This is a genomic window from Streptomyces sp. NPDC015144, assembly GCF_043079735.1.
Lineage (GTDB): Bacteria > Actinomycetota > Actinomycetes > Streptomycetales > Streptomycetaceae > Streptomyces.
The window spans coordinates 385,822-410,748 of the sequence record NZ_JBIBUU010000002.1; the positions used below are offsets into that span (position 1 = coordinate 385,822).

Sequence of the window (24,927 nt, forward strand, 5' to 3'; positions counted from 1 at the left end):
GGGGGCATGAGCGGGAGCGCAGAAGCAGGCGCCGGTGCGGGCGTGGACGTACGCGGCACGGTGGCGGCCGGATTCGAACCGGTCCGGGACGCCTTCGTCCGTAACTTCGAGCAGCGCGGCGAACGCGGCGCGGCCGTCGCCGTCTACCGGGACGGCCACAAGGTCGTCGACCTCTGGGCCGGCACCCGGGACGTCGACGGCACCGAACCCTGGGCCCTGGACACCGTTCAGATCGTCCGCTCGGCCGGCAAGGGCATCGCCGCCGCCGTACCGCTCCTCCTCCACCAGCGCGGCCAACTCGACCTGGACGCCCCGGTCAGCACGTACTGGCCCGAGTTCAAGGCCGCCGGCAAGGAACGCACCCTCGTCCGCCACCTCCTCGCCCACCGGGCCGGACTCCCCGCCCTCGACTGCCCGCTGACCCCCTCCGAGGCGGCCGACGGGATCTCCGGTCCGCAGGCCGTCGCCGCCCAGCGCCCCCAGTGGGAGCCCGGCACCGACCACGGCTACCACGCCCAGACCTACAGCTGGCTCGTCGGCGAACTGGTCCGCAGGGTCACCGGACGCACCGTCGGCCGGTGGATCGCCGAGGAGATCGCCCGCCCGCTCGGCCTGGACTTCTGGTTCGGCCTCCCCGCCGACGAGACCCACCGGGTCGGCCGGATCGGACCCGTCGAACCGCCCGCCGCCACCGGCACATCGGACGGCGGTGTCCTGCGGATGCGCCCCAAGCGCTCCGTCACCGAGGCCTACCGCGACCCGGAGTCCCTCACCCGCCGCGCCTTCGGCGCCATCGACCCGCTGCCCGACGAGAACGACCCCGGCTACCGGGCCGCCGAACTCCCCGCCTCCAACGGCATCTCCACCGCCCGCGCACTGGCCCGCGCCTACGCCGCGATGATCGGCCCGGTCGACGGCCACCGCCTCTTCGCCCCCGCCACCCTCACCCTGGCCCGCACCGAGGAATCGGCCGGACCGGACCGGGTCCTGGTCGTCAGCACCCGCTTCGGCCTCGGCTACATGCTGCACGGCCCGGCGGCGCCGCTGCTCGCCCCCGGCTCCTTCGGCCACCCCGGCCGGGGCGGCTCGCTCGGCTTCGCCGACCCCGAATCGGGCATCGCGCTCGGCTACGTCACCAACGGCCTGCAGAAGGGAGTCACCGCCGACCCCCGTGCCCAGGCACTGGTCGGGGCAGTACGGTCGGCGCTATGACACCCACTCAACCCCCTGGAACGACACCGAGGTTCGACGGCTACGGCGTACTGATCACCGGAGCGGGCCGGGGCATCGGCGCCGCCACCGCACACCGGTTCGCCTCGGAGGGCGCCCACGTCCTGGTCACCGACCTGGACGGCGCCCGCGCCGCCCGCACCGCCGAAGCGATCCGGGAATCCGCGCCGGTCCGCGCGGCGGGCGGCACCGCCGAGGCGCTCGCCTGCGACGTCGCCGACCAGGACGCCGTCGAAGCGGCGGTCGCCCGCGCCGTCGCCGCCTTCCCCACCCTCGACGTGCTGGTCAACAACGCGTACGCCTGCTCCACCGACGTCCCGCTCTTCGAGGACGAGTCCGACGAGTCCTGGCAGCGCGACCTGGACGTCAGCCTCACCGGCCCGTACCGCTGTGCCCGCGCCGCCCTCCCGCACCTGGTGGCCTCGGGCCGGGGCGCGATCGTCAACATCGGCTCGGTAAACGGCGAGCAGGACTTCGGCAACCACGGCTACAGCGCCGCGAAGGCGGGGCTCGCCAGCCTCACCCGCACCCTCGCCGGCCACGCCGGACCGCGCGGCGTCCGCGTCAACCTGATCGCCCCCGGCACCATCCGCACCGACGCCTGGGCGGGCAAGGACGCCCAACTGGCCCGCGCGGCCGCCCTCTACCCGCTCGGCCGGGTCGGCGAGGCCGAGGACATCGCGTCCGCCGTCGCCTTCCTCGCCTCCCGCGACGCCTCCTGGATCACCGGCACCACCCTCCGGGTGGACGGCGGCCTGACCTCCTCCAACTACGGTTTCCACCAAGCTGTTTCGGACGCCTGACCCGCCCGGTGATCCGCCTGCCGTCCCGGTGGTCACCCGGTCATTACCCCGGACGTCATCGACGACGTGTCCCCGCCGGGGCAGGGTGGGGCACGTCAACGACACCCGACTGGGTTTCCGGTACCGAGGACAGAGGAGCGGTCATGACCGTCAATCCGACCGAGAAGAACGCGAGTTCCGCCGCTGAGGCCACGCGCCGGGTCGTCCAGGAGTTCTTCACCGCGCGGGCCGCCGAGGACACGGAGCGGCTCGTCGCCCTCTTCGCGGACGAGGTCGACTGGCAGCTCGCCGAGAACCCCGCCGTCCCGTGGATCCGGCCGCGCTCCACCGCGGCCGAATGCGCCGCCCAGTTCGGGGAACTGGCCGCGCACACCGTGCCCGAGGACGCGCGGGCCTCCGTCGACACGTTCCTCGTCGACGGCACCGACGCCGTGCTGATGGGACACCTCGCGGGCACCGTGCGCGCGACGGGGAAGTCCTTCGAGGGCCCCTACGCGCTGCGCGTCACCGTCGAGGAGGGCCGGATCGTCCGGTTCCACCTCTACGAGAACAGTGTGTCGATCGCCGAGGCGTGCACCCCTTCCTGAGCCGCCCGCCTCTCAGGCGAGCGCGGGGTGGATCAGCCGCCCGTTCAGGATCAGGGAGGCGGCCAGCTTGAGGCGGCGCACCCGCACGCTGATCTCGTACCCCCTGACCCCCTCGGTCCGGGCGAGACGGCCACTGAGGTAGCGGTAGAAGTGCTGTGCGTCCTCGCAGATGACGACGGCCATGATGTTGTGCCTGCCGCTGACCGCCGCGGCGAACGCGCACTCGTCGTGCCCGCTCAGTTCCTCGCCGACCTCCTGGAGCCGGGGGAGGTCGACCTGGAGCCAGAGGGTGGCGTTGAGCTCGTAGCCGAGGCGTTCGGGCACGGCGTCCACGTCGTAGATGAGCGCGCCCGACGTTTCGAGGGCCTCCAGCCGCCGGGCCACACGCGGAGCGGACCAGCCGGTGACCTCCGCGAGGCGGGTGTGGGAGGCCCGGCCGTCCTCCGCCAGCGCTTCGAGGAGCGGACGGTCCTCGTCGGTGGCGGGGCGCGGCGGCCCGGTCACCACCGGCCGGTCCGCCGTCAGCCGCCGCACCTGCTCGTCGGTGAGCGAGCCCTCCCCGCCCGACCAGCCGGTCGTCTCCGGGGAGCCGAAGGGATGGATCAGCAGGTCGACGCTCATGTCGAGGACCGACGCCGACCGGGGCAGCCGCCGCAGCAGCACGTTGTCGCCGGCCGTCCCGGCGGGGGAGCGGATGATGCAGATGATCTCCGAGCCCCCCGAGGCGATGCTGGTGTACGTGACCTCCGGCCTGCGGGCCAGCGAGTCCGCGAGCGGCCCCACCGCGTCCGGGCGGCAGCGCAGTCGCGCGATCCACTCGGACCGGCCGCGGGCGACGGGGTTGCTCAGCCCCACGACCCGGACGACCCCGCCGCGCTTCAGCGCGTTGTAGCGGCGGGCCACGGTCTGCTCGGACACCCCGACGACCTCGCCGAGGCGGCGGAAGGAGACCCGGGGCGAGCAGCTCAGTCCGTGGATGATTGTGCGGTCCAGATCGTCGGCCATGGAGGAATCCTCACACGTTCGGCGCCCTGAGCGGGGGTTTCATGACACCCGGCGGGATCTTTTGGGAGTTCGGCGCGGTCCGGGGCGAAGCTGGTCGGCGGCTCCGCGGGCGACCGGCGGCCCGCGCGGACCGTGGTGGTGCGCCGGTGCGCCGGACCCGCGAGCGGGCGCACGCCTGGCGGCGGCGCTCACCCACCCAAGCGCGCACACCCGCGCGAAGCGCCGGAGGAACCACCAGTGAACCCCCCAACGACCCAGGCCGTCCCGGACCGCCGGGCCGAGCACTCCGCCGGGAAGCCGGCCGCCGCAGCATCGGGGCGCGGCGTCACGCTGCTGATGGCCTGCCTGGGCGTCTTCGTCGCCTACCTCCCCGTGACCACCGTCTCGGTGAGCCTCCCGGCCATCCAGCGGGCCCTGGGCGCCTCCACCTCCCAGCTGTCCTGGGTGTCGGACGCGTTCGTGCTGCCGATGGCCGCGCTGATCCTGACGACCGGTGTGTGGGGTGACGTCCACGGCCGCAAGCGGGTGTTCCAGACGGGCATGGCCCTCTGCGCCCTGGGCGCGGCGATCTCGCTGTTCTCGGACTCGGTGCAGGGCGTATGGGCCGGTCAGGCGGCCTCCGGCCTCGGTGCGGCGGCGCTGCTGCCCACGACGCTGGCCCTGATCAGCCACGCCGTCCCCGACCACCGGGAGCGCGGCAAGTTCATCGGCCTGTGGGCGATGTCCCTGATGGGTTCGCTCGCCGTGGGCTCGCTGATCGCCGGGACGCTGCTGGAGCACGTCGGGTGGCGCTGGATCTTCCTGCTGCCCATACCGGTCTCGCTGATCGTCCTGGTCGTCGCCGCGTTCCTGCTGCCCGACTCGCGCGCCCCGCACGGCCGCCGTCTCGACTGGCCGGGCCAGATCAGCGCGGCCGTCGCGGTCTCCGCCGTCGTCTACGGCGTCATCGAGGGCGGCGCGGACGGGTTCGGTGAGCCCGTCGTGGTGGCGACCCTGGCGCTCGGCGCCGTCGCCGCGGTCGTCTTCGTCCTCGTGGAGCGGCGCAGCACGAGCCCGATGCTGGACCTGGCGCTGTTCCGCAGCCCGGCCTTCACCGCCACCACCCTGGTCGCCATGATCAGCTTCCTCGGGCTGATCGGCTTCTTCTTCGTGCTGAGCCTGTACTTCGGGATGGTGCAGCACCTGAGCACGATCGACGCGGCGCTGCGGATGGTCCTGATGTCCGGTACGTCGCTGCTGGTCGCGGTGCCCGTCGGGCGCCTGATGCACCGGGTCCCGGCCCGGGTCCTGATCACCTCGGGCCTGGTCGTCGCGGCGGCCGCGATGTTCTCGCTGAACACCGTCGACGCCGGCACCTCCTACGGTGCGATGGCCTGGCGGCTGGTCCTGCTCGGCCTCGGCATGGGTGCCGTGATGACCCCGATGACGGCCTCCGCGGTCTCCTCCGTACCGTTCCGGCTCGCCGGGATGGCCGCCGCCGGGAACAACGCCTTCCGCCAGGTCGGCGGCGCCCTCGGCCCCGCCGTGCTCGGCGCCCTGCTGACCACCCGCGCCGTGGACGCCCTGCCCGGCCGCCTCGCCGACGCGGGTGTCCCGGACCGGACCGCCGCCCTCGTCGTCGACACCGCCCGCGAGCAGGGGCTCGGCGCCGTGGCCCGGCTCGACCTGGACGCGGCCACCGGGCAGGCCCTGGGCGCGCTGAGCGAGTCGTTCCTGGACGGCATGCGGCTCTGCATGACCGTGGCGGGCTCCCTCGCCCTCCTGGCCGCCCTCGCCTGCGCCCTGCTCCTGCGCCCGGCCGGGTCGGGCGCGGCGGGTACGTCCGCCGGGGCGACGGCTCCGCCGACTCGGGACGGCGACGCGTCCGGCGGGCTCGGCCCCCGGGGGACCGGGACCGGGACCGGAACCGCTCCGGCGCCCGCGCCGGTGGCGGAGACCTCTCCCTGAGCCGTTCCAGTGCGCCTCCGGCGTGACGGAGGGACAGGGGGCGGCGCGTTCCGGCCAACCCCGACCGGCCCCGAGGCTGTCCCCCGGCCGACCGGAGTCGACCGGGGGCGGAGAGGGCGCGGGGCCCGCCGGGTGGCGCCCCGGGCTACTTCAGGGCGTTGCGGACGGCGGCCTCGACCCGGGTGGCGGTATCGGCCTGACCGGTGGCGTTGGGGTGCATGAGGGTGGCCCGCTGGTCATCGGGGCACGACAGGGTGACCAGGCCGAGGGCGGTCTCCTGCGGCCAGTACGGGCCGCCCTCGCCACAGATCCCCTCCACCCACTTCCGGGCCCGGGGCTGGCAGGCGTCGTGGCCGACGCTGGGGGCCGCGATGTCGATGTAGGTGTCGCCGCTCAGCTTCGTGAGGGCCTTGATGATCGCGTTGAGGTGGGTGTTGACCCCGTTCAGCCAGGCGATGTCCCCATGGGTGACGGAGATGCGGCCGAGGCCCTGGACGTCGGCGGCCAGTTCGCTGGAGTCCTGCCGGTCGCAGGTGGCGGGGTCGGACGGCACGATCGTGGGGTAGCCGACCGTGATGACCTTGGCCTTGGGCGCCTTCTGGTGGACGGCGCGCAGCATGGCGGCGTACTCCCGGGTGACCCGGTCGTACTTGGTCTGGATCGATTCTGGGTCGAAGACCGGGCCGTTCGCCTCGTAGGCGTCCCGGCAGGGGGCGGCCCCGTCCGACTGCCCGATCCCGCCGATCAGGCAGGACACGAACATCTTGGTGAACGGCAGGCTGTTGCCGCCGGCGCTGATCGTGACCACGTCGGTGCCGGCATTCATCCCGGCCCGCCCGATCTGGGAGGACACACTGGGCCAGCCGCCCTCGGGCGGCTCCACCAGGCTGACGGGGGTCTGCCGGTCGGTGGTGATCTCCTTGATGGTGGCGCCGCCGCAGCTGACGTCGGTCAGTTTCACGGCCCGGCCGCCCGGCGGGTCGGCGGCCAGCTTGCGCGCGACGAGGCTCGGATACGCGCCCGTCGTCCGGTCGCACCCGTCCCGGCCGGGATTGCCCAGTGCCGGGCTCGGGTCGCCGACGAACTCCCCGCTCGTGTACGAGTCACCGAGCACCACCCACTGCGCGGGCTCGGCCACCGGAGCCGGGGCGGGGCCCGGGGCCGGGGCCGGATCGGATGCCGGAGCCGCCGAGGCGCCGGCCTGCGCGGTGGCCACGAGCGTCAGTGTGGCCACCGCCCCCAGCGCGACCTTGCGGACGAAGCCCCTGCCGTGCCCGGAACCGGCGGCGGGGGACGTCTTGCGGTGGAACACGGAAAGCCTCCTGGGGCAAAACAAAACGATTACGTATCGCACCCAAACAGCTACGTTTCGCGCCAGTCCAGCGGGCTGCCGATCATTCACTCCACTGGGTCTATCCGCGGCGGCATACCTGTGAATCACCGCATGTCAGAAGAGTCCCGGGTCAACCGTGAAGGGTGCCGAACTGCCCGCCGAAACACGTGTACTTGACGCCCGCGACGAAATCGGCGGAGGCGGCGGGCGAGGAACGCCGCCTCCGCAGCCCCGGACATCGGGGCCGAACCCGCGCCGTCTCCCCGCCCCGAGGCAGAAGGTGTGACACTCGCCCCCGACCTGTCACATCCTTTCGTGACCCCCACCGGGGGCGCGGCCCGGACCGTACACCCGCCGCGTCCGCGCCCCTTGGTGACGCGGGCGCCGATCCGTACGATCGGTCGATGCCCGCTGCCACCACCCTGCGCGCGGACGCGACCCCGTCCGCTCCCGCCCTGCTGCTACGCCCCTGGCGGCCGGCCGACGTACCGGCTCTCGTCGACGCGTTCCGGGACCCCGTGCTGCGTCGTTGGGCCGGTCCGCCCCTGGACGACCGGGCCGACGCGGAACAGTGGGTGCGGGACCGGGAAGCCGGCTGGGCGGCGGGGAGCCGGTTCGGGTTCGCCGTCCTGGAGGAGCGGGCCGACGCGCCGCAAGGGGAGTTGGCGGGGCAGCTGATCTTCAAGAAGGACGTGGGTTTCACGAGCCGTTCCGCCCAGGTCGGCTACTGGACCGCGGCGCACGCCCGCGGTCGCGGCGTAGCCCCGCGCGCCCTGGAAGCCGTCACCGACTGGGCCTTCGCCACCTGGGGGCCGGACGTCCTGGAGCGGCTGGAACTCCTGCACCAGGTGGACAACCCGGCGTCGTGCCGCGTCGCGCGCAAGAGCCGGTACGACTTCGACCGCGTCCTGCCCCCGGCGCCGCCCGCCTTCCCCGGTGAGGGGCACCTGCACATCCGCCGCCGGACCGCCTGAACGGCGGGGCCGGGCAAGGGCGGTGCGGTACGACGCGCTCAGCCCGGGTGGAGCATCAGGCCGATGCCGATGACCATCAGACCGGCCGCGGCGATGCGCGGAGCGCCGAAGCGTTCCTTGAACAGGACCGTGCCGATGGCCGCGCCGACGATGATCGACGACTCGCGCAGAGCGGCGACCGGGGCCAGCGCGGCGCGGGTCTGGGCCCACAGGACCAGGCCGTACGCGGTCACCGACAGGGCCGCGCCCAGCAGGCCGCGCGCCGCGAACGGGCGGAGGGCGGGGAGCAGTTCGGCGCGGCGGCGATACAGGGCGTAGGCGGGGATGGCCAGGCCCTCCAGGACCATCAGCCACGCGATGTAGCCGAGCGGGGTGCCGGAGGCGCGTACGCCGACCCCGTCCACGGTGGTGTACCCGGCGATGGCGAGGCCGGTCGCCCCGGCGGCCAGCAGGGCGGGCCAGTCCGGGCGGCGGCCCGAGCCCCGGATGCCCCAGAGCGCCAGCCCGACGAGCCCCGCCGAGGCCACCGCCACCCCCGCGGTGGTCCAGCCACCGGGCCGCTCACCGACGAACACGGCGGCCAGCACCGTCACCACCAGCGGGGCCGTACCCCGGGCGATCGGGTACATCTGCCCGAAGTCGCCCAGGGTGAACGAGCGCATCAGCAGCAGCATGTACGCCACATGGAGCGCCGCCGAGACCAGCAGATACGGCCAGGCCCCGGCCGCCGGGAGCGGGGTGAAGCAGGCGAGGGCCGCACCGATCAGCAGCCCGCCCCCGGAGATCAGCGTGAAGGAGACCAACTGGTCGCGGATGGCGTGCGCGATGGCGTTCCAGCTCGCGTGGGTGACCGCCGCGACCAGGACTGCCAGGGCGACCAGCGGGGTCACTTCGTCTGCTCGCGCACGTCCACCACGGTGCCTCCGGCGTGCCCGATCAGGGACGTGGGATCGAGCGGGAAGACCGTGTGCGGGGTGCCCGCCGCCGCCCACACCACGTCGTGGTCGAGGAGGCCGCGGTCGGCCAGCACCCGCGTGCGGGTCCGATGGCCGAAAGGCGGTACGCCGCCGATGGCGTACCCGGTGGTCTCGCGGACCAGATCGGCCCCGGCCCGCTTGACCTTCGCGGCGCCCAGCTCCACCCGTACCCGCTCCACGTCGACGCGCGAGGAGCCGTCCATCAGGACCAGCACCGGCACGCCGTCGGCCTCGAAGATCAGCGACTTGACGATCGCGCTGAGCTCGCAGCCGATCGCGGCGGCGGCCTCGGCGGCGGTGCGGGTGGCCTCCGGGAAGCGGCGGACCTCGACGCCGAGGCCCAGCTCCCGCAGGGCCTCGGCGAATCGGGGGTGGGCTTCGGCGGCGGTGGTGTCAGGAGTGGTCATGGCCGCACTCTACGGGCCGGGCAACTCGCCCTCACGGAGGTTCCGTTCCTCGGTCACGGGCCCGCGCGCAGGACCGCCGCCACCACCGGACCGGCCGCGTCGCCGCCGTGGCCGCCGGACTGGACGACCGCCGCGGCGGCCAGGTCGTTGCTGAACCCGGTGAACCAGCTGTTCGACGTGGACTGGCCGTCCACCTCCGCCGATCCCGTCTTGGCGCCCTTGTCGCCGCCGACCGTGGCCATCGCCTGCTTGCCGGTGCCCCAGCTCGCCGTCTGCCGCATCATCTCGGTGAGCTGCCCGGACACGAAGGCGGGCAGCGGGCGGGCGGCCCGCGCGATCGGGCGGTTGTCCAGCTCGGGGGAGACGAGGACCGGCTGGCGGAAGGTGCCGTTGCGGGCGGTGGCGGTGATCGACGCCATGTTGAGGGCGTTCATCTGGACGGTGCCCTGGCCGATGTACTGGGCCGCCGCCTCGCCGCCGGTCTCCTCGGGGACGCTGCCGTCGAAGGAGGCGATGCCGGTCTGCCAGTCCAGGCCGATGCCGAAGACGTCACGGGCCTCCTTCGCCAGCGCGGCGTCGTCCTTCGTGTCGTCGATCAGCTTGATGAAGGCGGTGTTGCAGGACCGGGCGAAGCTGGTGGTGAGGGTGCCGTTGGGGATCGAGAACCCGTCCAGGTTCTTGAAGGTGCGGCCCTGGTACATCGCGGTCTCCGGGCACTCGATGGGCCGGCCGGACGCCGCGAGGTTCTTCTCGATGAGCAGCGCCGAGGTCACGATCTTCATCGTCGAACCGGGGGCCTGCTTGCCCAGCATCGCCGCGTTGAACCCGGTCGCCGGATTGTTGGCGACCGCCCGGATCGATCCGGTGGACGGCTGGATCGCCACCACCGACGCCTGGCTGAACTTCTTGACCGACTCCTCGGCCGCCGCCTGCACCCGGGCGTCCAGGGTGGTGTGCAGCTCGCCGGGGCGGCCCTTGGACAGGGTGAGCAGCGTCTTGTCCGGGCCGTTCGCCTCGCCGGACTCGATCCAGGTCTCGATGCCCGCGGTGCCGCCGGCCTTCTGCCCGTACTTCTCGCGCAGGGTGTCGAGGATCGGGCCCAGGGAGGGGTACTTCTCCTTGGTGAGCTCCCGGCCGGTGTGGTCGAGGGCCTTGATCGCAGGGGTGCTCGGCCCGCCCGTCCGGAGCTTCGCGCCGTCGGTGAGGTCCGGGTGGACCACGGAGGGGGACCAGTCCACCAGCGGGCGGCCGGTGGTCACCCCGCGCACCACGGTCAGCTCCGAGGCGTACGACCACGACGCGGACTTGCCCCCGTAGGAGACGGTCGCCTTCACCGTGTACGGGACCTTCGCGCCGGTCGGTGCCCCGGGCGTGATCACCGCCTTGGTGACATGCGCGTCCCCGCGGTACCCGGCGAGGAGCGGCTCGGCCTCGACGGGGTTGTTGGTGAGCTGGGAGGCGGCGTCCGACTCGTCGTTCGCCCAGGCCAGCAGGAACTTCTTGGAGGCGTCCGCGATCTCCTCCTTGGTGACGGGGCCCGTCTTCACCTCGGTGGAGGCGGACGCCGTGTCCGTACCTCCGCCCCCGTCGTTCAGCGCGGACCAGACGTTGTACGCCCCGTATCCCGCCCCGCCGACCACGACGGCGAGGACTCCACTGACCATTCCTATCTTCACTCCACTGCGCATATCCGCAGTCCCCCTCCCCGGAAGTTTCCGTTGAACATGTTCAACGGCATACTTCTGGGCACCCTACGGGAGGATGGTTGAAGCCGTGACGGTTGTTACCGGAACGCGATACGGGGTGGCGCGGACCGGCTCGTAGCCCGGCCACCACCACCTCTCGGCGGGAGCGGCGACGGGCTACCGGCTCCCGTACGGCGACACCGCGGGCCACGGCTACCGGCGGGCCGCCGGGGAAAAGATCCGCGTCGCCCTCCGCGGCGCCAGCGCGGACTTGTCCGACCTCGTCCGACCTCGTCCGACGCGACGGGACGCCCCGGAGACCCAGCCTCCGAGGCGTCCCGTCCCATCGATGGCGCGTCAGTTGGCGCCCACGGCCACGCACTCCTCGGCGACCCAGCCGTCCCGGCCGTCGATCTTCACGGTCATCCAGCCGTTCCCGCCGCCGCAGGAGGTGTAGCTCTGGCCCTTCGTCACGCTCTCCTTGTCGACGCCGCAGGGCAGCCGACTGCCCGCCGCCATCGTCCCGATCCCCGTGTACCGGGTTCCGGGCCCGCTGCGGATGTTGAGGGTGCCGCCCGACACATTGTGGATGTAACAGCCGGTGGCCACGGTGACGGGCGCGGCGGCCGGTGCCTCGGTGGCGTTCACGGGGAAGGCGGCCGCACACGAGAGTGCGGCCGCCGACATGCCGCCAACTACCAGGGCCCGCATGGAGAAACGCATTTTTTACCCTTTCGCCGAGAACCGTCCCAATGTGCTGAAGGGTAATTTCGCCGACATGGCCCGAGAGGGCCCTTTCCTGTCATAGCGGCGTGAAAGGGGCGATGACCGCCCGAGAGGGTGACACTCTCGAACGCCGGTACCAACGGGGTGGAGGCGGTCGGGGATGCCGGAGGGCTTCCGCCCCGTTGATGTGCTTCTCGGCCTCGGAGTCGGGGAGCGGGGGCCAGCCCCGCAGGTGCGGGGACAACGCCTCCTCGATGTCGCACTTGAGCTTCACGAACGGACCACCCCCGCGCCTGCGGGGAAACGAGCGAGATCCTCTTATTTGTGGTGCATTTTTATAGGACACTAACTGGGGGTTTCACTCGGGGAATCGGTTGTTTTCGTTTAGGCGTGGTCTCACGTGGTGGTGGCCAGCGCGGGAAGGGGCTCCGGCTACGTCGTCACGCTCGTGAGGAAGGTATGGACCTCGGCGGCAAGGTTTCCCATCTCCTCGCCGGCCGCGTGCACCGTGGTGGTCTCGAAGTGCCACTCCTCGAACGGGGGCCGGTCGTGAATGCCCCAGGTCAGGTGGACGTGGCCGCCAGATTGGTGTTCCGCCGAGATTGTCAGGTCGTATTCCAACGAGTGCCAGGTGCGCGCTCCCTCCCAACCCCGGAAGTCCTCGGCCAGTGAGGAGAGGAAGCTATATAGGCCGTCGCCGTCCCAAGTCCGTACCAAGGTCTCGGCACTCACCCACTGACCGCGTGCCTTCACTAGGAAGTCGAGCGTCGGATCGTCGTCATACGGGCGCGTCGGCTCGGAGAACAGCAGGTGGACGGGTCGCGGTCCGGGGTCTCCCACCCGGACCGTGGGACTGCCGGATTCGTCGTAGTCGATCACGTGAGCAGGTTAGAAGGCCAGGCTGGGTGGTCCAACGTCGTTTTCTGATGGGCTGGCAGCGGAGTGAGCTTCCCTGGGGCGTGATCGTCAACCATGGCTGTGGATCTTGAGCGTGACTTGGTTCCTGACGGGCTGTGGGAGATAGCCGCGCCGCTGATACCAGCGTTCCGGCCCCGTCGACAGGGTGGTGGGACGGTTCCGGTGGCTGACCGGAAGGTGTTCACCGCGATCGTGTACGCGCTGACCACGTCGTGTGCCTGGCGCCGATTGCCTCCCTGCTTTGGCGTGAGCCCGGCCACCGCGCACCGTCGGTTCGCCGCCTGGACAAGCGCCGGATTGTGGCGGCGTCTCCACATCGAGGTCCTGGACCGGCTGGGCGCCGCGGGAGCGATCGACTGGTCTGCCGCCCTGGTCGACTCCGCCTCGTCCGAGCGAAAAAGGGGGGCCAGCTCACCGGGCCGAACCTGGTGGACCGGGGTAAACCCGGCGCCAAGCTCCACGTCCTGACCGACGCCCAGGGGCTGCCGCTGGTCACTGCGGTCTCCGCCGCCAACACCCACGACAGCCTTGCCCTCAAGCCTCTGGTCAAGGCAATACCCGCCGTGCGCTCGCGTCGCGGCCCCCGACGCCGAAAGCCCACCAAGCTTCGCGCGGACAAGGGTTACGACTACCCCGAACTCCGCTGCTGGCTGCGGAATCGGAACATCACACCCAAGATCGCGCGACGCGGCATCGAATCGAGCGAACGCCAGGGGCGCTACCGCTGGAAGGTCGAACACAGCATCTCTTGGCTGTTCAACTACCGGCGCCTGAAAGTCCGCTACGAACGCAAGAGCCGCCACTTCGCCGCCTTCCTCAGTCTTGCTGCCACCCTGATCTGCTACAAGCGGCTTGCCAGACTCACCACGTGAGTCCACGTCTTAGCTGCTTCTGGCTCGTGCCAGCCGCAGGAGGCGTTCGTGCCGGTCTCAGCGTCGGCCCTCCCTCCCCTGAACGGGCAGGCCCGTCACGCCACATGCAGCACCGGACAGGACCGCCAGATCTTCTCTGCCCCTGGGCCCCCGTACTCGCCCAGGCGTCACGTGAGTGCCAGGGCCGTGCCCAGGTCCGCCGACCGGCACCAACGGCGGCCGACAACCGCAGAGGGGCCGCAGTCGTCGACTGCGGCCCCTCCACGCGATTGCCCGTGCTCAGATCCAGGTGTCCAGCCACATCCGGTCGCGCCACGAGCCGTCCGGGATGGAGGCGCCCGTGTAGATCGGCCAGAAGTAGATGAAGTTCCAGATGATCAGCAGGACCAGGACACCCGCCGCCACCGCGCCCAGGGTCCGGCGCCGCTCGCCGGACGGGTCGTCGTCCGTCGTCGCGAGCCCCGGTGGGCGGGGGCCGGTTCCGGCCGCGGGGCCCAGTAGGCCGCCGATCATCATCGTCACCGCCAGACAGAGGAACGGCACGAAGACGACCGCGTAGAAGAGGAAGATCGTCCGCTCCTGGTACATGAACCAGGGCAGCCAGCCCGCGGCCACCCCGCAGGCGATCGCGCCCGCGCGCCAGTCGCGTCGGAAGATCCACCGCCACACCACGTACACCAGGGCGAAGCACGCCGCCCACCACAGCAGCGGCGTCCCGATGGCCAGAACCTCGCGGGCGCACTTGCCGGTCTCCGACGCCGCGCAGCCGGGCTCCTCCTCCCAGAAGTACGAGACGGGGCGGCCCAGCACGATCCAGCTCCAGGGGTTGGACTGGTACGTGTGGCCGGACGTCAGGTTCACGTGGAACTCGAACACCTGGTACTCGTAGTGCCACAGGCTGCGCAGCCAGTCCGGCAGCCAAGTCCAGTGGCCGCCCTGCCCGTCGGTCGCCGCCCAGTTCCGGTAGTAGCCCTTGCCGGTGACGATCCAGCCGGTCCAGGAGGCCAGGTACGTGCCGATCGCGACCGGCACCGTCGACACGAAGGCCGGCAGCAGGTCCCGCTTCAGCACGGTGAGGTACGGCAGTGCGGCGCCCGCGGTGCGGCGCGCGCCGACGTCCCAGAGGACGGTCATCAGGCCGAAGGCGGCCAGGATGTACAGGCCGTTCCACTTCGTGCCGAACGCCAGCCCCAGCATCAGGCCCGCGACGATCCGCCACGGCCGCCAGCCCAGCCGCAGGCGGTCGGCGGTCCACGCGTCCGGCCGCAGCACCCCCTCCTCGTCGACCGGCAGGGCGGCGGCGAGCCGGCGCCGCGCCCAGTCCCGGTCGATCAGCAGCGCACCGAACGCCGCCACCACGAAGAACATCAGCACCAGGTCGAGCAGCGCGGTCCGGCTCATCACGAAGTGCAGGCCGTCCACCGCCAGCAGCGTTCCCGCCAGGCAGCCCAGGAACGTCGAACGGAACAGCCGCCGCCCGATCCGGCAGAGCATCAGCACCGACACCGTGCCGAGCAGCGCCACCATGAACCGCCAGCCGAACGGCGTGAAACCGAAGAGCTGCTCACCGAGGCCGATCACCCATTTGCCGACCGGCGGATGCACCACGTACCCCGGATCGACCGGGATGTCGACCTTCGAGGGGTCGGCGAGGATCAGCTTGTCGACGTCCTTGGGCCAGTTGCCCTCGTACCCCTGGTGGATCAGCGCCCAGGAGTCCTTGGCGTAGTACGTCTCGTCGAATATCAGGGCGTGCGGGCTGCCCAGGTTCCAGAACCGCAGTACTCCGGCGACCAGTGCCACCAGCAGTGGACCGCCCCACGCCGACCACCGCACCAGCCGGTCGGCCAGGCGCGGGGAGGCCCCGAGCACCGCCCACAGCTGGGCGCCGGGCCGCGTGTACGGCGGGACCAGGCGCTCGCGCAGCCCGATCTCGGGCCTGGGCACATGGCCGAAGCGGCGGAGCCGCCGCTGCCAGGAGGCCGATTCTTCGCCGTGCGGTTCCCCGGCGTCTTGGCCCTGCCGGGCTTCGGGCGCTGTACTCGTCACCGCGCCATCGTAGGGAACGCGTCTGTGGGAACGCTGTCGCCCGTGCTGGGAGGATGGTTCCCGTGACTGGAACGACTGGAACGCTGGTACTGGCAGGAACCCCGATCGGCGACGTGGCGGACGCCCCGCCCCGGCTCGCCGCCGAACTGGAGACGGCGGACATCGTCGCGGCCGAGGACACCCGGCGGCTGCGCCGCCTCACCCAGGCGCTCGGCGTCCACACCACGGGCCGGGTCGTCTCCTACTTCGAGGGCAACGAGGCGGCCCGTACGCCCGAGCTCGTCGAGGCGCTGACCGGTGGTGCCCGGGTGCTGCTGGTCACCGACGCGGGGATGCCGTCGGTCTCCGACCCCGGCTACCGGCTGGTGGCCGCCGCGGTGGAGAAGGACGTCAAGGTCACCGCCGTGCCCGGCCCGTCCGCCGTGCTCACCGCGCTCGCCCTGTCCGCGCTGCCGGTGGACCGCTTCTGCTTCGAGGGCTTCCTGCCCCGCAAGGCCGGTGAGCGGCTGGGCAGGCTCCGCGAGGTGGCCGGGGAGCGCCGCACCATGGTCTTCTTCGAGGCCCCGCACCGGCTCGACGACACCCTCGCCGCGATGGCCGAGGTCCTGGGCGCCGACCGCCGGGCCGCCGTCTGCCGGGAGCTGACCAAGACGTACGAAGAGGTCAAGCGCGGCCCGCTGGGCGAGCTGGCGGCCTGGGCGGCCGAAGGCGTACGCGGTGAGATCACCGTCGTCGTCGAGGGCGCCGCCGAGTCCGGGCCCGAGGAGCTGGACGCCGAGGAGCTGGTGCGCAGGGTGCTGGTGCGGGAGGAGGCGGGGGAGCGGCGCAAGGAGGCGATCGCCGCCGTCGCCGCCGACGCCGGACTGCCCAAGCGGGAGGTGTTCGACGCGGTCGTGGCGGCGAAGAACGCGGCCAAGGACGCGGCGAAGGACGGAGCGAAGGACGGAGCGAAGGACGGAGCGAAGGGCTGAACGGAGAACACCGCCGCCGGCCCTTGATCGTGCACCTGCTTCCGGTAGGTCAAAAGGACTATCGTAAAAAGCAAAGCAAGAGCCGCGCACCGGGCTTTTCCGCCACGAGAAGACCAAAAGGACTCCAATAGTCGGCCGGGCCCGGTGCGCTCCTCCTGGTGAAGGCGTCCACTGGTTCGGGGACGCGTTCTCCGGCTCTCCGGGCCGCCTGCCCGGGGAGCCTGTCCGGCGGACAAAGGAGCGGGCATGAGCGACATCGCAGCAACCACCGCACACGAGGCGTACGCCTTCGCCTGCATGAGGTGCGGGTACGGCTGGGAACAGGCGTACGAGATAGAGCACCACGTCGACGGTTCGAACAACGCATTCGTCATCTACAAGGCGGACGGGGAGCAGGTCCCCTCGCCGCTCTCCAGGCCCAGCTGCGCGAACTGCGGCGGACAGGTCGTCCGCATCATGCGCCCCGGCCGGGTCTCCACCGTCCAGCAGCTGCTCCGCCACTCCCCGCCGGTCCGGTTCAGGCCCACCGCCGGGAGCGCCGACGCCGCCGACGCCCGGGAGCCCGCGGGCGCGACCCCGGTACCGGCGGCCACCGGCCACCACTGGCACCTGTCCGACCTGCTGCACCCCTTCCACCGGAAGTAGCGCCTCCACCGGAAGCAGCGCTTCCACCGGGCCGCCGGAGAGCCGGGCGGCGCCTCCACCGGAAGCGGCGCCTCCACCGAAACGGCACGGGGTCACCGGCGCGCCCTCGTACGATCGTCCGCATGAGCCGTACCGAAGCCCCGCCGCTGCCCGAACCCCTCCGGGTGCCGGTCGCAGACTCGCACACCCACCTGGACATGCAGGACGCGACCGTCGAGGAGGCCCTGGCCAGGGCCGCTGCGGTCAATGTGACCACCGTGGTCCAGGTGGGCTGCGACCTGGCCGGATCGCGCTGGGCCGCCGAGACCGCCGCCGCGCATCCCCAGGTCCACGCGGCGGTGGCGCTGCACCCCAACGAGGCCCCGCGCATCGTGCACGGCGACCCGGACGGCACCGCCCGCCAGGGCGCCCGCCCGGCCGGCGGACGGGCCGCACTCCACGAGGCCCTCGCCGAGATCGACGCCCTGGCCGCCCTCGACCACGTACGCGGCGTCGGCGAGACCGGGCTCGACCACTTCCGCACCGGCCCCGAGGGCATGGCCGCCCAGGAGGAGTCCTTCCGGGCCCACATCGAGATCGCCAAGCGGCACGGCAAGGCGCTGGTCATCCACGACCGCGACGCCCACAAGGACGTCCTGCGCGTCCTCGCCGACGTGGGCGCCCCCGAGCGCACCGTCTTCCACTGCTACTCCGGCGACGCCGACATGGCCCGGATCTGCGCGGACGCCGGGTACTTCATGTCCTTCGCGGGCAACGTCACCTTCAAGAACGCCCAGCCGCTGCGGGACGCCCTGGAGATCGCCCCGCTGGAGCTGCTGCTCGTCGAGACGGACGCGCCGTTCCTGACCCCGGCCCCGTACCGGGGCAGGCCGAACGCGCCGTACCTGATCCCGGTCACCCTGCGCGCGATGGCCGAGGTGAAGGGCGTCCAGGAGGACGTCCTGGCCGAGGCGGTCGCCGTGAACACGGCGAGGGCCTTCGACTATTGAGAGATGCAGGAGGTGCGTAAAACGTTTTACGCACCTCTCCTGACGCCCAGTGGCGGGGCGGGAGAGGTCCGCAAAACGTTTTACGCACCCTTACGCTTTACAGGTGAGCACCACAGAGTCCGACGCCCTCCTGGGCCCCGCAGACATCCGCGAACTGGCCGCCGCGCTGGGCGTACGCCCCACCAAGCAGCGCGGCCAGAACTTCGTCATCGACGCCAACACGGTCCGCCGGATCGTACGGACGGCGGAGGTCCGCCCGGACGACGTCGTCGTCGAGGTCGGCCCGGGGCTCGGCTCGCTGACGCTGGCCCTGCTGGAGGCGGCGGACCGGGTGGTCGCCGTGGAGATCGACGACGTGCTGGCGGGCGCGCTGCCCGCCACCGTCGCCGCCCGGCTGCCGGAGCGGGCCGACCGGTTCGCCCTGGTGCACTCCGACGCGATGCTCGTCCGGGAGCTGCCCGGCCCGGCGCCCACCGCGCTGGTCGCCAACCTTCCGTACAACGTCGCCGTGCCGGTCCTGCTGACCATGCTGGAGCGGTTCCCGACCATCGAGCGCACCCTCGTCATGGTGCAGGCCGAGGTCGCCGACCGGCTGGCCGCCCGGCCGGGCAACAAGGTCTACGGCGTGCCCTCCGTGAAGGCCGCCTGGTACGCGGACGTCAAGCGGGCCGGCTCCATCGGCCGCAACGTCTTCTGGCCCGCGCCCAACGTCGACTCCGGGCTGGTCTCGCTGGTCCGGCGCACCGAACCGCTCGCCACGACGGCGAGCCGCACCGAGGTCTTCGCGGTCGTGGACGCCGCCTTCGCCCAGCGCCGCAAGACGCTTCGGGCCGCCCTGGCCGGGTGGGCGGGGTCCGCCCCCGCCGCCGAGGCCGCCCTGGTCGCCGCCGGGATCTCGCCGCAGGCCCGGGGCGAGGCGCTCACCGTCGAGGAGTTCGCCGCCATCGCCGAGCACAAGCCGACCAGCACCACCAGCGAGCCCACAGGGAGCGACGCGTGAGCATCACCGTCCGGGTACCGGCCAAGGTCAACGTCCAGCTCGCCGTGGGCGCCCCGCGCCCCGACGGCTTCCACGACCTGGCCAACGTCTTCCTCGCGGTCGGCCTGTACGACGAGGTCACCGCCACCCCTGCCGACGCGCTGCGCGTCACCTGCTCCGGGCCGGACGCGGCCCAGGTCCCGCTGGACGCGACGAACCTCGCCGCCCGCGCCGCGATCGCGCTGGCCGAACGGCACGGCATCGCCCCCGACGTCCACCTCCACATCGCCAAGGACATCCCCGTCGCCGGCGGCATGGCGGGCGGCAGCGCCGACGGGGCCGCCGCCCTGCTGGCCTGCGACGCGCTCTGGAACACCGGCGCGGACCGCGAGGAGCTGCTGGCCATCTGCGCGGAGCTCGGCAGCGACGTCCCGTTCAGCCTGGTCGGCGGCGCCGCCCTCGGCACCGGGCGCGGGGAGCACCTCACCCCGGTCGAGGTCGGTGGCACCTTCCACTGGGTCTTCGCGGTCGCCGACGGCGGCCTGTCCACCCCGGCCGTCTACGGCGAGTTCGACCGGCTCACCGCGGGCACCGACGTCCCCGCGCCCACCGCCTCGCCCGCCCTCCTGGACGCCCTGCGCACCGGCGACCCGAAGGCCCTGGCCGCGGCGGTCTCGAACGACCTCCAGCCCGCCGCGCTCTCCCTGCGCCCCTCGCTCGCCGACACCCTCGCCGAGGGCACCGCCGCAGGGGCCCTGGCCGCCCTGGTCTCCGGCTCCGGCCCGACCACCGCCTTCCTGGCGGCGGACGAGGAGTCGGCCCGCCAGGTGGCCGCCGCCCTCATGGCCTCCGGCACCTGCCGCGAGGCCCGCACCGCCGCGTCCCCGGCCCCGGGGGCCACGGTCCTGTAGACGGCCCGCACGAGGGGGAGCGGACCGGAGGGGGCGGGCTCCCGCGCCCTCCGCCCGGTCAGCCCAGCCGCACGGTCTTCTTCGCCAGCTCGTAGGCCGGGAGCATCTGCTCGTGCTCCCGCGTGTCCATCCCGCCCAGGTGGACCACGACCGGGCCGTCCGGGGTGGCGACGGCGAACGCCCGCTCCTTCTTGCTCTCGTCCAGCAGCTCGCTGTGGGCCGTGTAGGCCACCTCGACCGCGGGCAGGTCACCGGCCCTGACCTCGGTGTAGACGAACTTCTCCGCGCCCTCCTCGGCCGCCGTGAACCTCTCCAGGGCCCGGCGCGGGGTGGCGTCGGACTTCTCGCCCCGCCACACCCGCAGGAACCCGATGTTCCCCGCGGGCTTCGCGTCGATCTCGCAGATCAGGGTGGCCCCGCCCTGCACTCCCAGCGCGGCGCCCAGCTCGGAGTCCTTGTCGACATGGGCCGCCTTCGGCTTCCAGGACGCCGCGAGGTCGAAGGAGAGGGGCATCGGGCAGGCCGAGCCGGCGGCGCCGACCGAACCCACCCCGGCGGCGGTCCTCCCGGCCGTCCCCGCTTTCGCCCCTGCCTCCGCGTCCGCCTTCCGCGACGGCTTCCCGGCGTCCGCGTCCCGTGCCGGGGACGTGCAGCCCACCAGGACGAACGCCGCCAGCACCGCCACCGCCGCGGCCACACCGCGAACCGGCCCGCGAGCGGCGTCGCGCCGTGCACCGTGCAGGGCGCCGTCCGTGGCGCCGTCCATGGCGTCGCGCCGGACGCCGTGCGCCGTGGAATTCCCCATCGATGTCCCCACTCCCGAAATGCCGAACCCTTCCGACCTGGGCCGCGGCCCTTGATCGGTCGCCGCACGCTAGCGCAGCCGTCGGCCGATTACCCTGGAGAGTCGATCGATCCACCGGGCAGGAGTGAAATGGCCGTCAATCTGGTCAATGTCGAGCAGGTCAGCAAGGTGTACGGCACCCGTGCCCTGCTCGACGGGGTGTCCCTCGGCGTGTCCGAGGGGGACCGGATCGGCGTCGTGGGCCGCAACGGCGACGGCAAGACCACGCTGATCCGGATGCTCGCCCGGCTGGAGGAGGCGGACAGCGGCCGCGTCACGCACAGCGGCGGGCTGCGGCTCGGCGTCCTCACCCAGCACGATTCGCTCGACCCCGCGGCCACCATCCGCCACGAGGTGATCGGCGACCTCGCCGACCACGAGTGGGCGGGCAGCGCCAAGATCCGCGACGTGCTCACCGGCCTCTTCGGCGGCCTCGCCCTGCCCGGCTTCGAGCACGGTCTGGACACCGTCATCGCCCCGCTCTCCGGCGGCGAGCGGCGCCGGATCGCCCTGGCCAAGCTGCTCATCGGCGAACCGGACCTGATCGTCCTCGACGAGCCCACCAACCACCTCGACGTCGAGGGCATCTCCTGGCTCGCCGGCCATCTGCGCGCCCGCCGTTCCGCACTCGTCTGCGTCACCCACGACCGCTGGTTCCTCGACCAGGTCTGCACCCGCATGTGGGACGTCCAGCGCGGTTCGGTCTACGAGTACGAGGGCGGCTACTCCGACTACGTCTTCGCCCGCGCCGAGCGCGAGCGGATCGCCGCCACCGAGGAGACCAAGCGGCAGAACCTGGTCCGCAAGGAGCTGGCCTGGCTGCGCCGCGGCGCCCCCGCCCGTACGTCGAAGCCGCGCTACCGCATCGAGGCGGCCAACGAGCTGATCGCCGACGTGCCGCCGCCGCGCGACACGAGCGAGCTGATGCGGTTCGCCAACGCCCGGCTCGGCAAGACCGTCTTCGACCTGGAGGACGTGACCGTCCAGGCCGGCCCGAAGACCCTGCTCCAGCACCTCACCTGGCAGCTCGGCCCCGGCGACCGGATCGGCCTGGTCGGGGTCAACGGCGCGGGCAAGACCTCGCTGCTGCGGACGCTCGCCGAGGCGGCCCGCACCCAGGGCGACGTGCAGCCCGCCGCCGGGAAGGTCGTCGTCGGCAAGACCGTCAAGCTGGCCTACCTCTCCCAGGAGGTCCGCGAGCTCGACCCGGCGCTGCGGGTCCTGGAGGCCGTCCAGCAGGTACGCGACCGGGTCGACCTCGGCAAGGGCCGGGAGATGACCGCGGGCCAGCTCTGCGAGCGGTTCGGCTTCACGAAGGAGAAGCAGTGGACGCCGGTCGGCGACCTCTCCGGCGGTGAGCGGCGCCGGCTCCAGATCCTGCGCCTGCTGATGGACGAACCGAATGTCCTCTTCCTCGACGAGCCGACCAACGACCTCGACATCGAGACCCTGACCCAGCTGGAGGACCTCCTCGACGGCTGGCCCGGGTCGATGGTCGTTATCTCCCACGACCGGTTCTTCATCGAGCGCACCACGGACCGGGTGATGGCCCTGCTCGGCGACCGCACGCTGCGGATGCTGCCGCGGGGGATCGACGAGTACCTGGAGCGCAGGCAGCGGATGGAGGAGGCGGCCACCCCGTCCGCCGCCCCCGCCCCGGCGAAGGAGACGGCCGCCCCGGCGGCGACGGTCTCCCCGCAGGCCGCCCGCGCGGCGAAGAAGGAGCTCCAGAAGGTCGAGCGGCAGCTCGACAAGATCTCCACCCGGGAGACCGCGCTGCACGCGCAGATCGCGGAGCACGCCACGGACTTCGAGAAGGTCGCCGCGCTCGACGCGGAGCTGCGTGAACTGGTCGCCGAGCGCGACGAGTTGGAGATGCGCTGGCTCGAACTGGCCGAGGACGCCTGACGGCTGACGCGGGGCGGCCGACGCATGGCGCCTGAAAGCTGACGGGAACGCGGTGGTGTGGCGGGTGCGTCAGGTGTGACGGATGGGGCTCACGGGGCGGGTGATAGAAAGAAACCTTGCCCCGGTGCCGCAGCCGGGCCGATCCGCACGAAGGGGGACGTGCTGATGACCCAGCCGCCCGGCCAGCAGCCGCCGCAGGAGGGCTTCGGGGCTCCGTACGACCCACCGCCGGCCTCGTACGACCCCCCGCCGAACCCGTACGGGCAGCAGCCGAACCCGTACGGCCGGCCGCCGCAGCAGTCCGGCCCGTACGGAGCGCCCGCCCAGCCGGGCCCGTACAACGCCCCGGCCCAGCAGCCGGGCCCGTACGGCACGCCGCCCCAGCAGCCCGGTCCGTACAACGCTCCGACCCAGCCCGGTCCGTACAACGTGCCGTCCCAGCCCGGTCCGTACGGCGCACCGCCCCAGACGCCTCCCGGCCCTCCGGCGGGCGGCTCCTACGGTGGGGGCGGCTTCTTCCGGGGGCGGCGCGGGGCGATCGTCGGCGGCGTGATCGCGGTCGCGCTGCTCGCCGGGGGCGGCGTCTGGCTGGCCACGGGCGGCAGCGACGACCCGCCGCCCGGCGGGAAGGCGAGCGCGAGTCCCACCGTCCCCGCCCCCAAGCCCACCGGCAAGGGCGAGGAGAGCCCCGGCCCGAGCGACCTGCGCGCCGAGGCGGACGGCATCAACAAGCTGCGCGGCAAGGGCGAGGCGAAGGTCCTCTGGCTCCAGGAGGGCGGCATCGACCTGCCCCGCAACGGCCAGAACGCGTACGGTCCCTGGTTCGTCGGCGACACCGTCGTCAAGGCGATGTACCGCACCGTCTCCGCCTACGCGGTCGGCGACGGCGCCGAGAAGTGGACCCTCCAACTCCCCGGCCGGATGTGCGGGGCCCCGTCGCAGGCGACCGCAGACGGCAAGATCGTCCTCGGGGTCGAGGTCGGCACCGGCGACAGGGCGATGTGCAACGGGCTCCAGATGGTCGACCTCAGGACGGGCAAGGCCGGCTGGTTCAAGAGCTACCGGCGCCAGGGGGCCTGGGACATGCTCTCCGACCTCGCGATGGCGACCAACGGCAACACCGTGACCGTCGGCCGCACGACCCGGACGGACGCCTTCCGGATCAGTGACGGCAAGGTGCTCTTCGGTGAACTCCCCGGCAACTGCCAGCCGTTCGGATTCGCCAGCGGCCCGGAGGGCATCGCGGCGGCGAGCTGCCAGACGGCCGAGGACGACCACAAGGAGCAGCTGGTCGAGCGGATCGACCCGGCCACCGGAAAGCTCCTGTGGAAGTACAAGGTCAAGAAGGGCTGGCAGATCGGGCAGTTCTACTCCGTCAATCCGCTGGTCGTCTCCCTGGAGAAGAAGGAGGAGAAGGGCTGGGCGATCATCACGCTCAACCCGGACGGCACCTACCGCTCCCAGCTGGTCGGCGGCAAGGGGGAGGACTACCGGGTGCAGTGCGACTCCGACCTGATCACCGGCAACGGGAACCTCGACAACTGCGCCGGGGTGGCCACCGACGACCGGACGGTCTACCTGGCGACCAAGCCCTTCGGCGCCGACGCCTCCGACTCCGCCGTCGACAACAAGGTCGTCGCCTTCGACCTGGCCACCGGTAAGCCCCGCTGGCGGTCCCCGGCCCCCGCCGGACAGGGCATGATGCCGCTGCGGACGGAGAACGGCCGGCTGATCCTCTACGTGGAACCGGAGTCGAAGAAGGGCGGTGCCATCGCCGCCCTGCCGCAGACCGGCGGCAAGCCCGAACTGCTGCTCCAGCACCCGGACGCGGGATCGCCGACCGAACGCTCCCTGTTCCAGCCCCGGGTCGTCTACCGGGACGGCCGTTCCCTGGTGATGACCACGTTCATCAGCGGGATCAAGGACGGGGACGAGGTACGGGCGAAGTCCTTGGAGATGTTCGGCGACTGACGCCGCGACGGGTGGAAACCTTGGTACGAACGCAAGGTCCCAGGCGTAACGGAGCCATCACGGGGCGGTTCTCCCTTGGGAACAGGGGATGGACCGACCCGCTGTCCGGGCATCCGCGGGTGGTACAAAGAAGCCCCGCTCGACTGACGCAACGCCGCGGGATCCATGCCCGATTCGCTCCTTTCCGGGGAATTCG

The 24,927-nt window shown here is 72.4% G+C and carries 22 protein-coding genes; 13 read left to right on the top strand and 9 right to left on the bottom strand.

Annotated elements, in window-relative coordinates; all coding sequences use genetic code 11:
* Positions 1-42 precede the first annotated feature (42 nt).
* The 3 genes from ACF08W_RS05830 to ACF08W_RS05840 all read left to right on the top strand — a co-directional run bounded on the left by ACF08W_RS05830 (position 43) and on the right by ACF08W_RS05840 (position 2,620).
* The gene (locus ACF08W_RS05830) at positions 43-1,212 is read left to right on the top strand and encodes a serine hydrolase domain-containing protein (protein ID WP_392278648.1); all 1,170 of its coding nucleotides are present in this window, start codon (positions 43-45) and stop codon (positions 1,210-1,212) included.
* Complete coding sequence (locus ACF08W_RS05835) at positions 1,209-2,033, top strand: SDR family NAD(P)-dependent oxidoreductase (protein ID WP_392278545.1); 825 nt, start codon at positions 1,209-1,211, stop codon at positions 2,031-2,033. The genes ACF08W_RS05830 and ACF08W_RS05835 overlap by 4 nt, the downstream gene beginning before the upstream one ends.
* 143 nt (positions 2,034-2,176) lie before the next feature.
* Positions 2,177-2,620: a nuclear transport factor 2 family protein gene (locus ACF08W_RS05840; RefSeq protein WP_392278546.1), complete on the top strand. Its 444-nt coding sequence runs from the start codon at positions 2,177-2,179 to the stop codon at positions 2,618-2,620.
* A gap of 12 nt (positions 2,621-2,632) precedes the next feature.
* On the opposite strand, the gene ACF08W_RS05845 is transcribed toward ACF08W_RS05840, so the two are convergent.
* Positions 2,633-3,625 (bottom strand): Lrp/AsnC family transcriptional regulator, encoded by a 993-nt coding sequence (locus ACF08W_RS05845; protein WP_385206808.1) that lies wholly within the window; start codon positions 3,623-3,625, stop codon positions 2,633-2,635.
* 336 nt (positions 3,626-3,961) lie between these two features.
* Here ACF08W_RS05845 and ACF08W_RS05850 point away from each other — a divergent pair, with 336 nt between their 5' ends.
* Positions 3,962-5,572 (top strand): MFS transporter, encoded by a 1,611-nt coding sequence (locus tag ACF08W_RS05850; protein WP_392278649.1) that lies wholly within the window; start codon positions 3,962-3,964, stop codon positions 5,570-5,572.
* Positions 5,573-5,717: 145 nt separating this feature from the next.
* Here ACF08W_RS05850 and ACF08W_RS05855 read toward each other — a convergent pair whose 3' ends face one another.
* Entirely contained in the window at positions 5,718-6,884 is a 1,167-nt protein-coding gene (locus ACF08W_RS05855; RefSeq protein WP_385206805.1) for an SGNH/GDSL hydrolase family protein, read from the bottom strand.
* Between the two features lie 425 nt (positions 6,885-7,309).
* Here ACF08W_RS05855 and ACF08W_RS05860 point away from each other — a divergent pair, with 425 nt between their 5' ends.
* Complete coding sequence (locus tag ACF08W_RS05860; RefSeq protein WP_392278547.1) at positions 7,310-7,879, top strand: GNAT family N-acetyltransferase; 570 nt, start codon at positions 7,310-7,312, stop codon at positions 7,877-7,879.
* A gap of 38 nt (positions 7,880-7,917) precedes the next feature.
* Here the strand turns inward: ACF08W_RS05860 and ACF08W_RS05865 are convergent, their stop codons facing one another.
* The 5 genes from ACF08W_RS05865 to ACF08W_RS05885 all read right to left on the bottom strand — a co-directional run bounded on the left by ACF08W_RS05865 (position 7,918) and on the right by ACF08W_RS05885 (position 12,553).
* A complete protein-coding gene (locus ACF08W_RS05865) occupies positions 7,918-8,769 on the bottom strand; it encodes a DMT family transporter (protein WP_352276832.1) in 852 nt (283 codons plus the stop codon).
* Entirely contained in the window at positions 8,766-9,263 is a 498-nt protein-coding gene (locus ACF08W_RS05870) for a YbaK/EbsC family protein (RefSeq protein ID WP_352276834.1), read from the bottom strand. Before ACF08W_RS05870 ends, ACF08W_RS05865 begins: the two co-directional genes overlap by 4 nt.
* 53 nt (positions 9,264-9,316) lie before the next feature.
* Complete coding sequence (locus ACF08W_RS05875; protein ID WP_385206798.1) at positions 9,317-10,951, bottom strand: penicillin-binding transpeptidase domain-containing protein; 1,635 nt, start codon at positions 10,949-10,951, stop codon at positions 9,317-9,319.
* A gap of 354 nt (positions 10,952-11,305) precedes the next feature.
* Complete coding sequence (locus ACF08W_RS05880; RefSeq protein WP_392278548.1) at positions 11,306-11,671, bottom strand: SH3 domain-containing protein; 366 nt, start codon at positions 11,669-11,671, stop codon at positions 11,306-11,308.
* Positions 11,672-12,106: 435 nt separating this feature from the next.
* Entirely contained in the window at positions 12,107-12,553 is a 447-nt protein-coding gene (locus ACF08W_RS05885) for a DUF6228 family protein (RefSeq protein WP_392278549.1), read from the bottom strand.
* A 93-nt stretch (positions 12,554-12,646) separates the two neighbouring features.
* On the opposite strand from ACF08W_RS05885, the gene ACF08W_RS05890 reads away from it, so the two are divergent.
* Positions 12,647-13,464, top strand: a protein-coding gene (locus tag ACF08W_RS05890) for an IS5 family transposase (protein WP_392278550.1) whose coding sequence is annotated in 2 segments (ribosomal slippage) — positions 12,647-12,977 and positions 12,977-13,464 — 819 coding nt in all. Because the reading frame shifts where the segments join, the coding sequence is not laid out codon by codon here.
* A gap of 279 nt (positions 13,465-13,743) precedes the next feature.
* On the opposite strand, the gene ACF08W_RS05895 is transcribed toward ACF08W_RS05890, so the two are convergent.
* A complete protein-coding gene (locus ACF08W_RS05895) occupies positions 13,744-15,513 on the bottom strand; it encodes a dolichyl-phosphate-mannose--protein mannosyltransferase (RefSeq protein WP_392278551.1) in 1,770 nt (589 codons plus the stop codon).
* A 53-nt stretch (positions 15,514-15,566) separates the two neighbouring features.
* On the opposite strand from ACF08W_RS05895, the gene rsmI reads away from it, so the two are divergent.
* From rsmI to ACF08W_RS05920, 5 genes are all read left to right on the top strand, one after another.
* A complete protein-coding gene (rsmI, locus tag ACF08W_RS05900; RefSeq protein WP_392278552.1) occupies positions 15,567-16,484 on the top strand; it encodes a 16S rRNA (cytidine(1402)-2'-O)-methyltransferase in 918 nt (305 codons plus the stop codon).
* Between the two features lie 246 nt (positions 16,485-16,730).
* The gene (locus ACF08W_RS05905; RefSeq protein WP_392278553.1) at positions 16,731-17,129 is read left to right on the top strand and encodes a hypothetical protein; all 399 of its coding nucleotides are present in this window, start codon (positions 16,731-16,733) and stop codon (positions 17,127-17,129) included.
* Between the two features lie 122 nt (positions 17,130-17,251).
* A complete protein-coding gene (locus ACF08W_RS05910; protein WP_392278554.1) occupies positions 17,252-18,118 on the top strand; it encodes a TatD family hydrolase in 867 nt (288 codons plus the stop codon).
* A gap of 103 nt (positions 18,119-18,221) precedes the next feature.
* Complete coding sequence (rsmA, locus tag ACF08W_RS05915) at positions 18,222-19,118, top strand: 16S rRNA (adenine(1518)-N(6)/adenine(1519)-N(6))-dimethyltransferase RsmA (RefSeq protein ID WP_392278555.1); 897 nt, start codon at positions 18,222-18,224, stop codon at positions 19,116-19,118.
* The gene (locus tag ACF08W_RS05920) at positions 19,115-20,008 is read left to right on the top strand and encodes a 4-(cytidine 5'-diphospho)-2-C-methyl-D-erythritol kinase (protein WP_392278556.1); all 894 of its coding nucleotides are present in this window, start codon (positions 19,115-19,117) and stop codon (positions 20,006-20,008) included. The genes rsmA and ACF08W_RS05920 overlap by 4 nt, the downstream gene beginning before the upstream one ends.
* A 58-nt stretch (positions 20,009-20,066) precedes the next feature.
* Here ACF08W_RS05920 and ACF08W_RS05925 read toward each other — a convergent pair whose 3' ends face one another.
* A complete protein-coding gene (locus tag ACF08W_RS05925; protein WP_392278557.1) occupies positions 20,067-20,813 on the bottom strand; it encodes a lipoprotein in 747 nt (248 codons plus the stop codon).
* A gap of 129 nt (positions 20,814-20,942) precedes the next feature.
* Between ACF08W_RS05925 and ACF08W_RS05930 the strand changes: the two genes are divergently transcribed.
* Both ACF08W_RS05930 and ACF08W_RS05935 read left to right on the top strand, forming a co-directional pair.
* A complete protein-coding gene (locus ACF08W_RS05930; protein WP_392278558.1) occupies positions 20,943-22,760 on the top strand; it encodes an ABC-F family ATP-binding cassette domain-containing protein in 1,818 nt (605 codons plus the stop codon).
* Positions 22,761-22,925: 165 nt separating this feature from the next.
* Positions 22,926-24,731, top strand: a complete 1,806-nt coding sequence (locus ACF08W_RS05935; RefSeq protein ID WP_392278559.1) for a PQQ-binding-like beta-propeller repeat protein — start codon at positions 22,926-22,928, stop codon at positions 24,729-24,731.
* Positions 24,732-24,927: the final 196 nt, after the last annotated feature.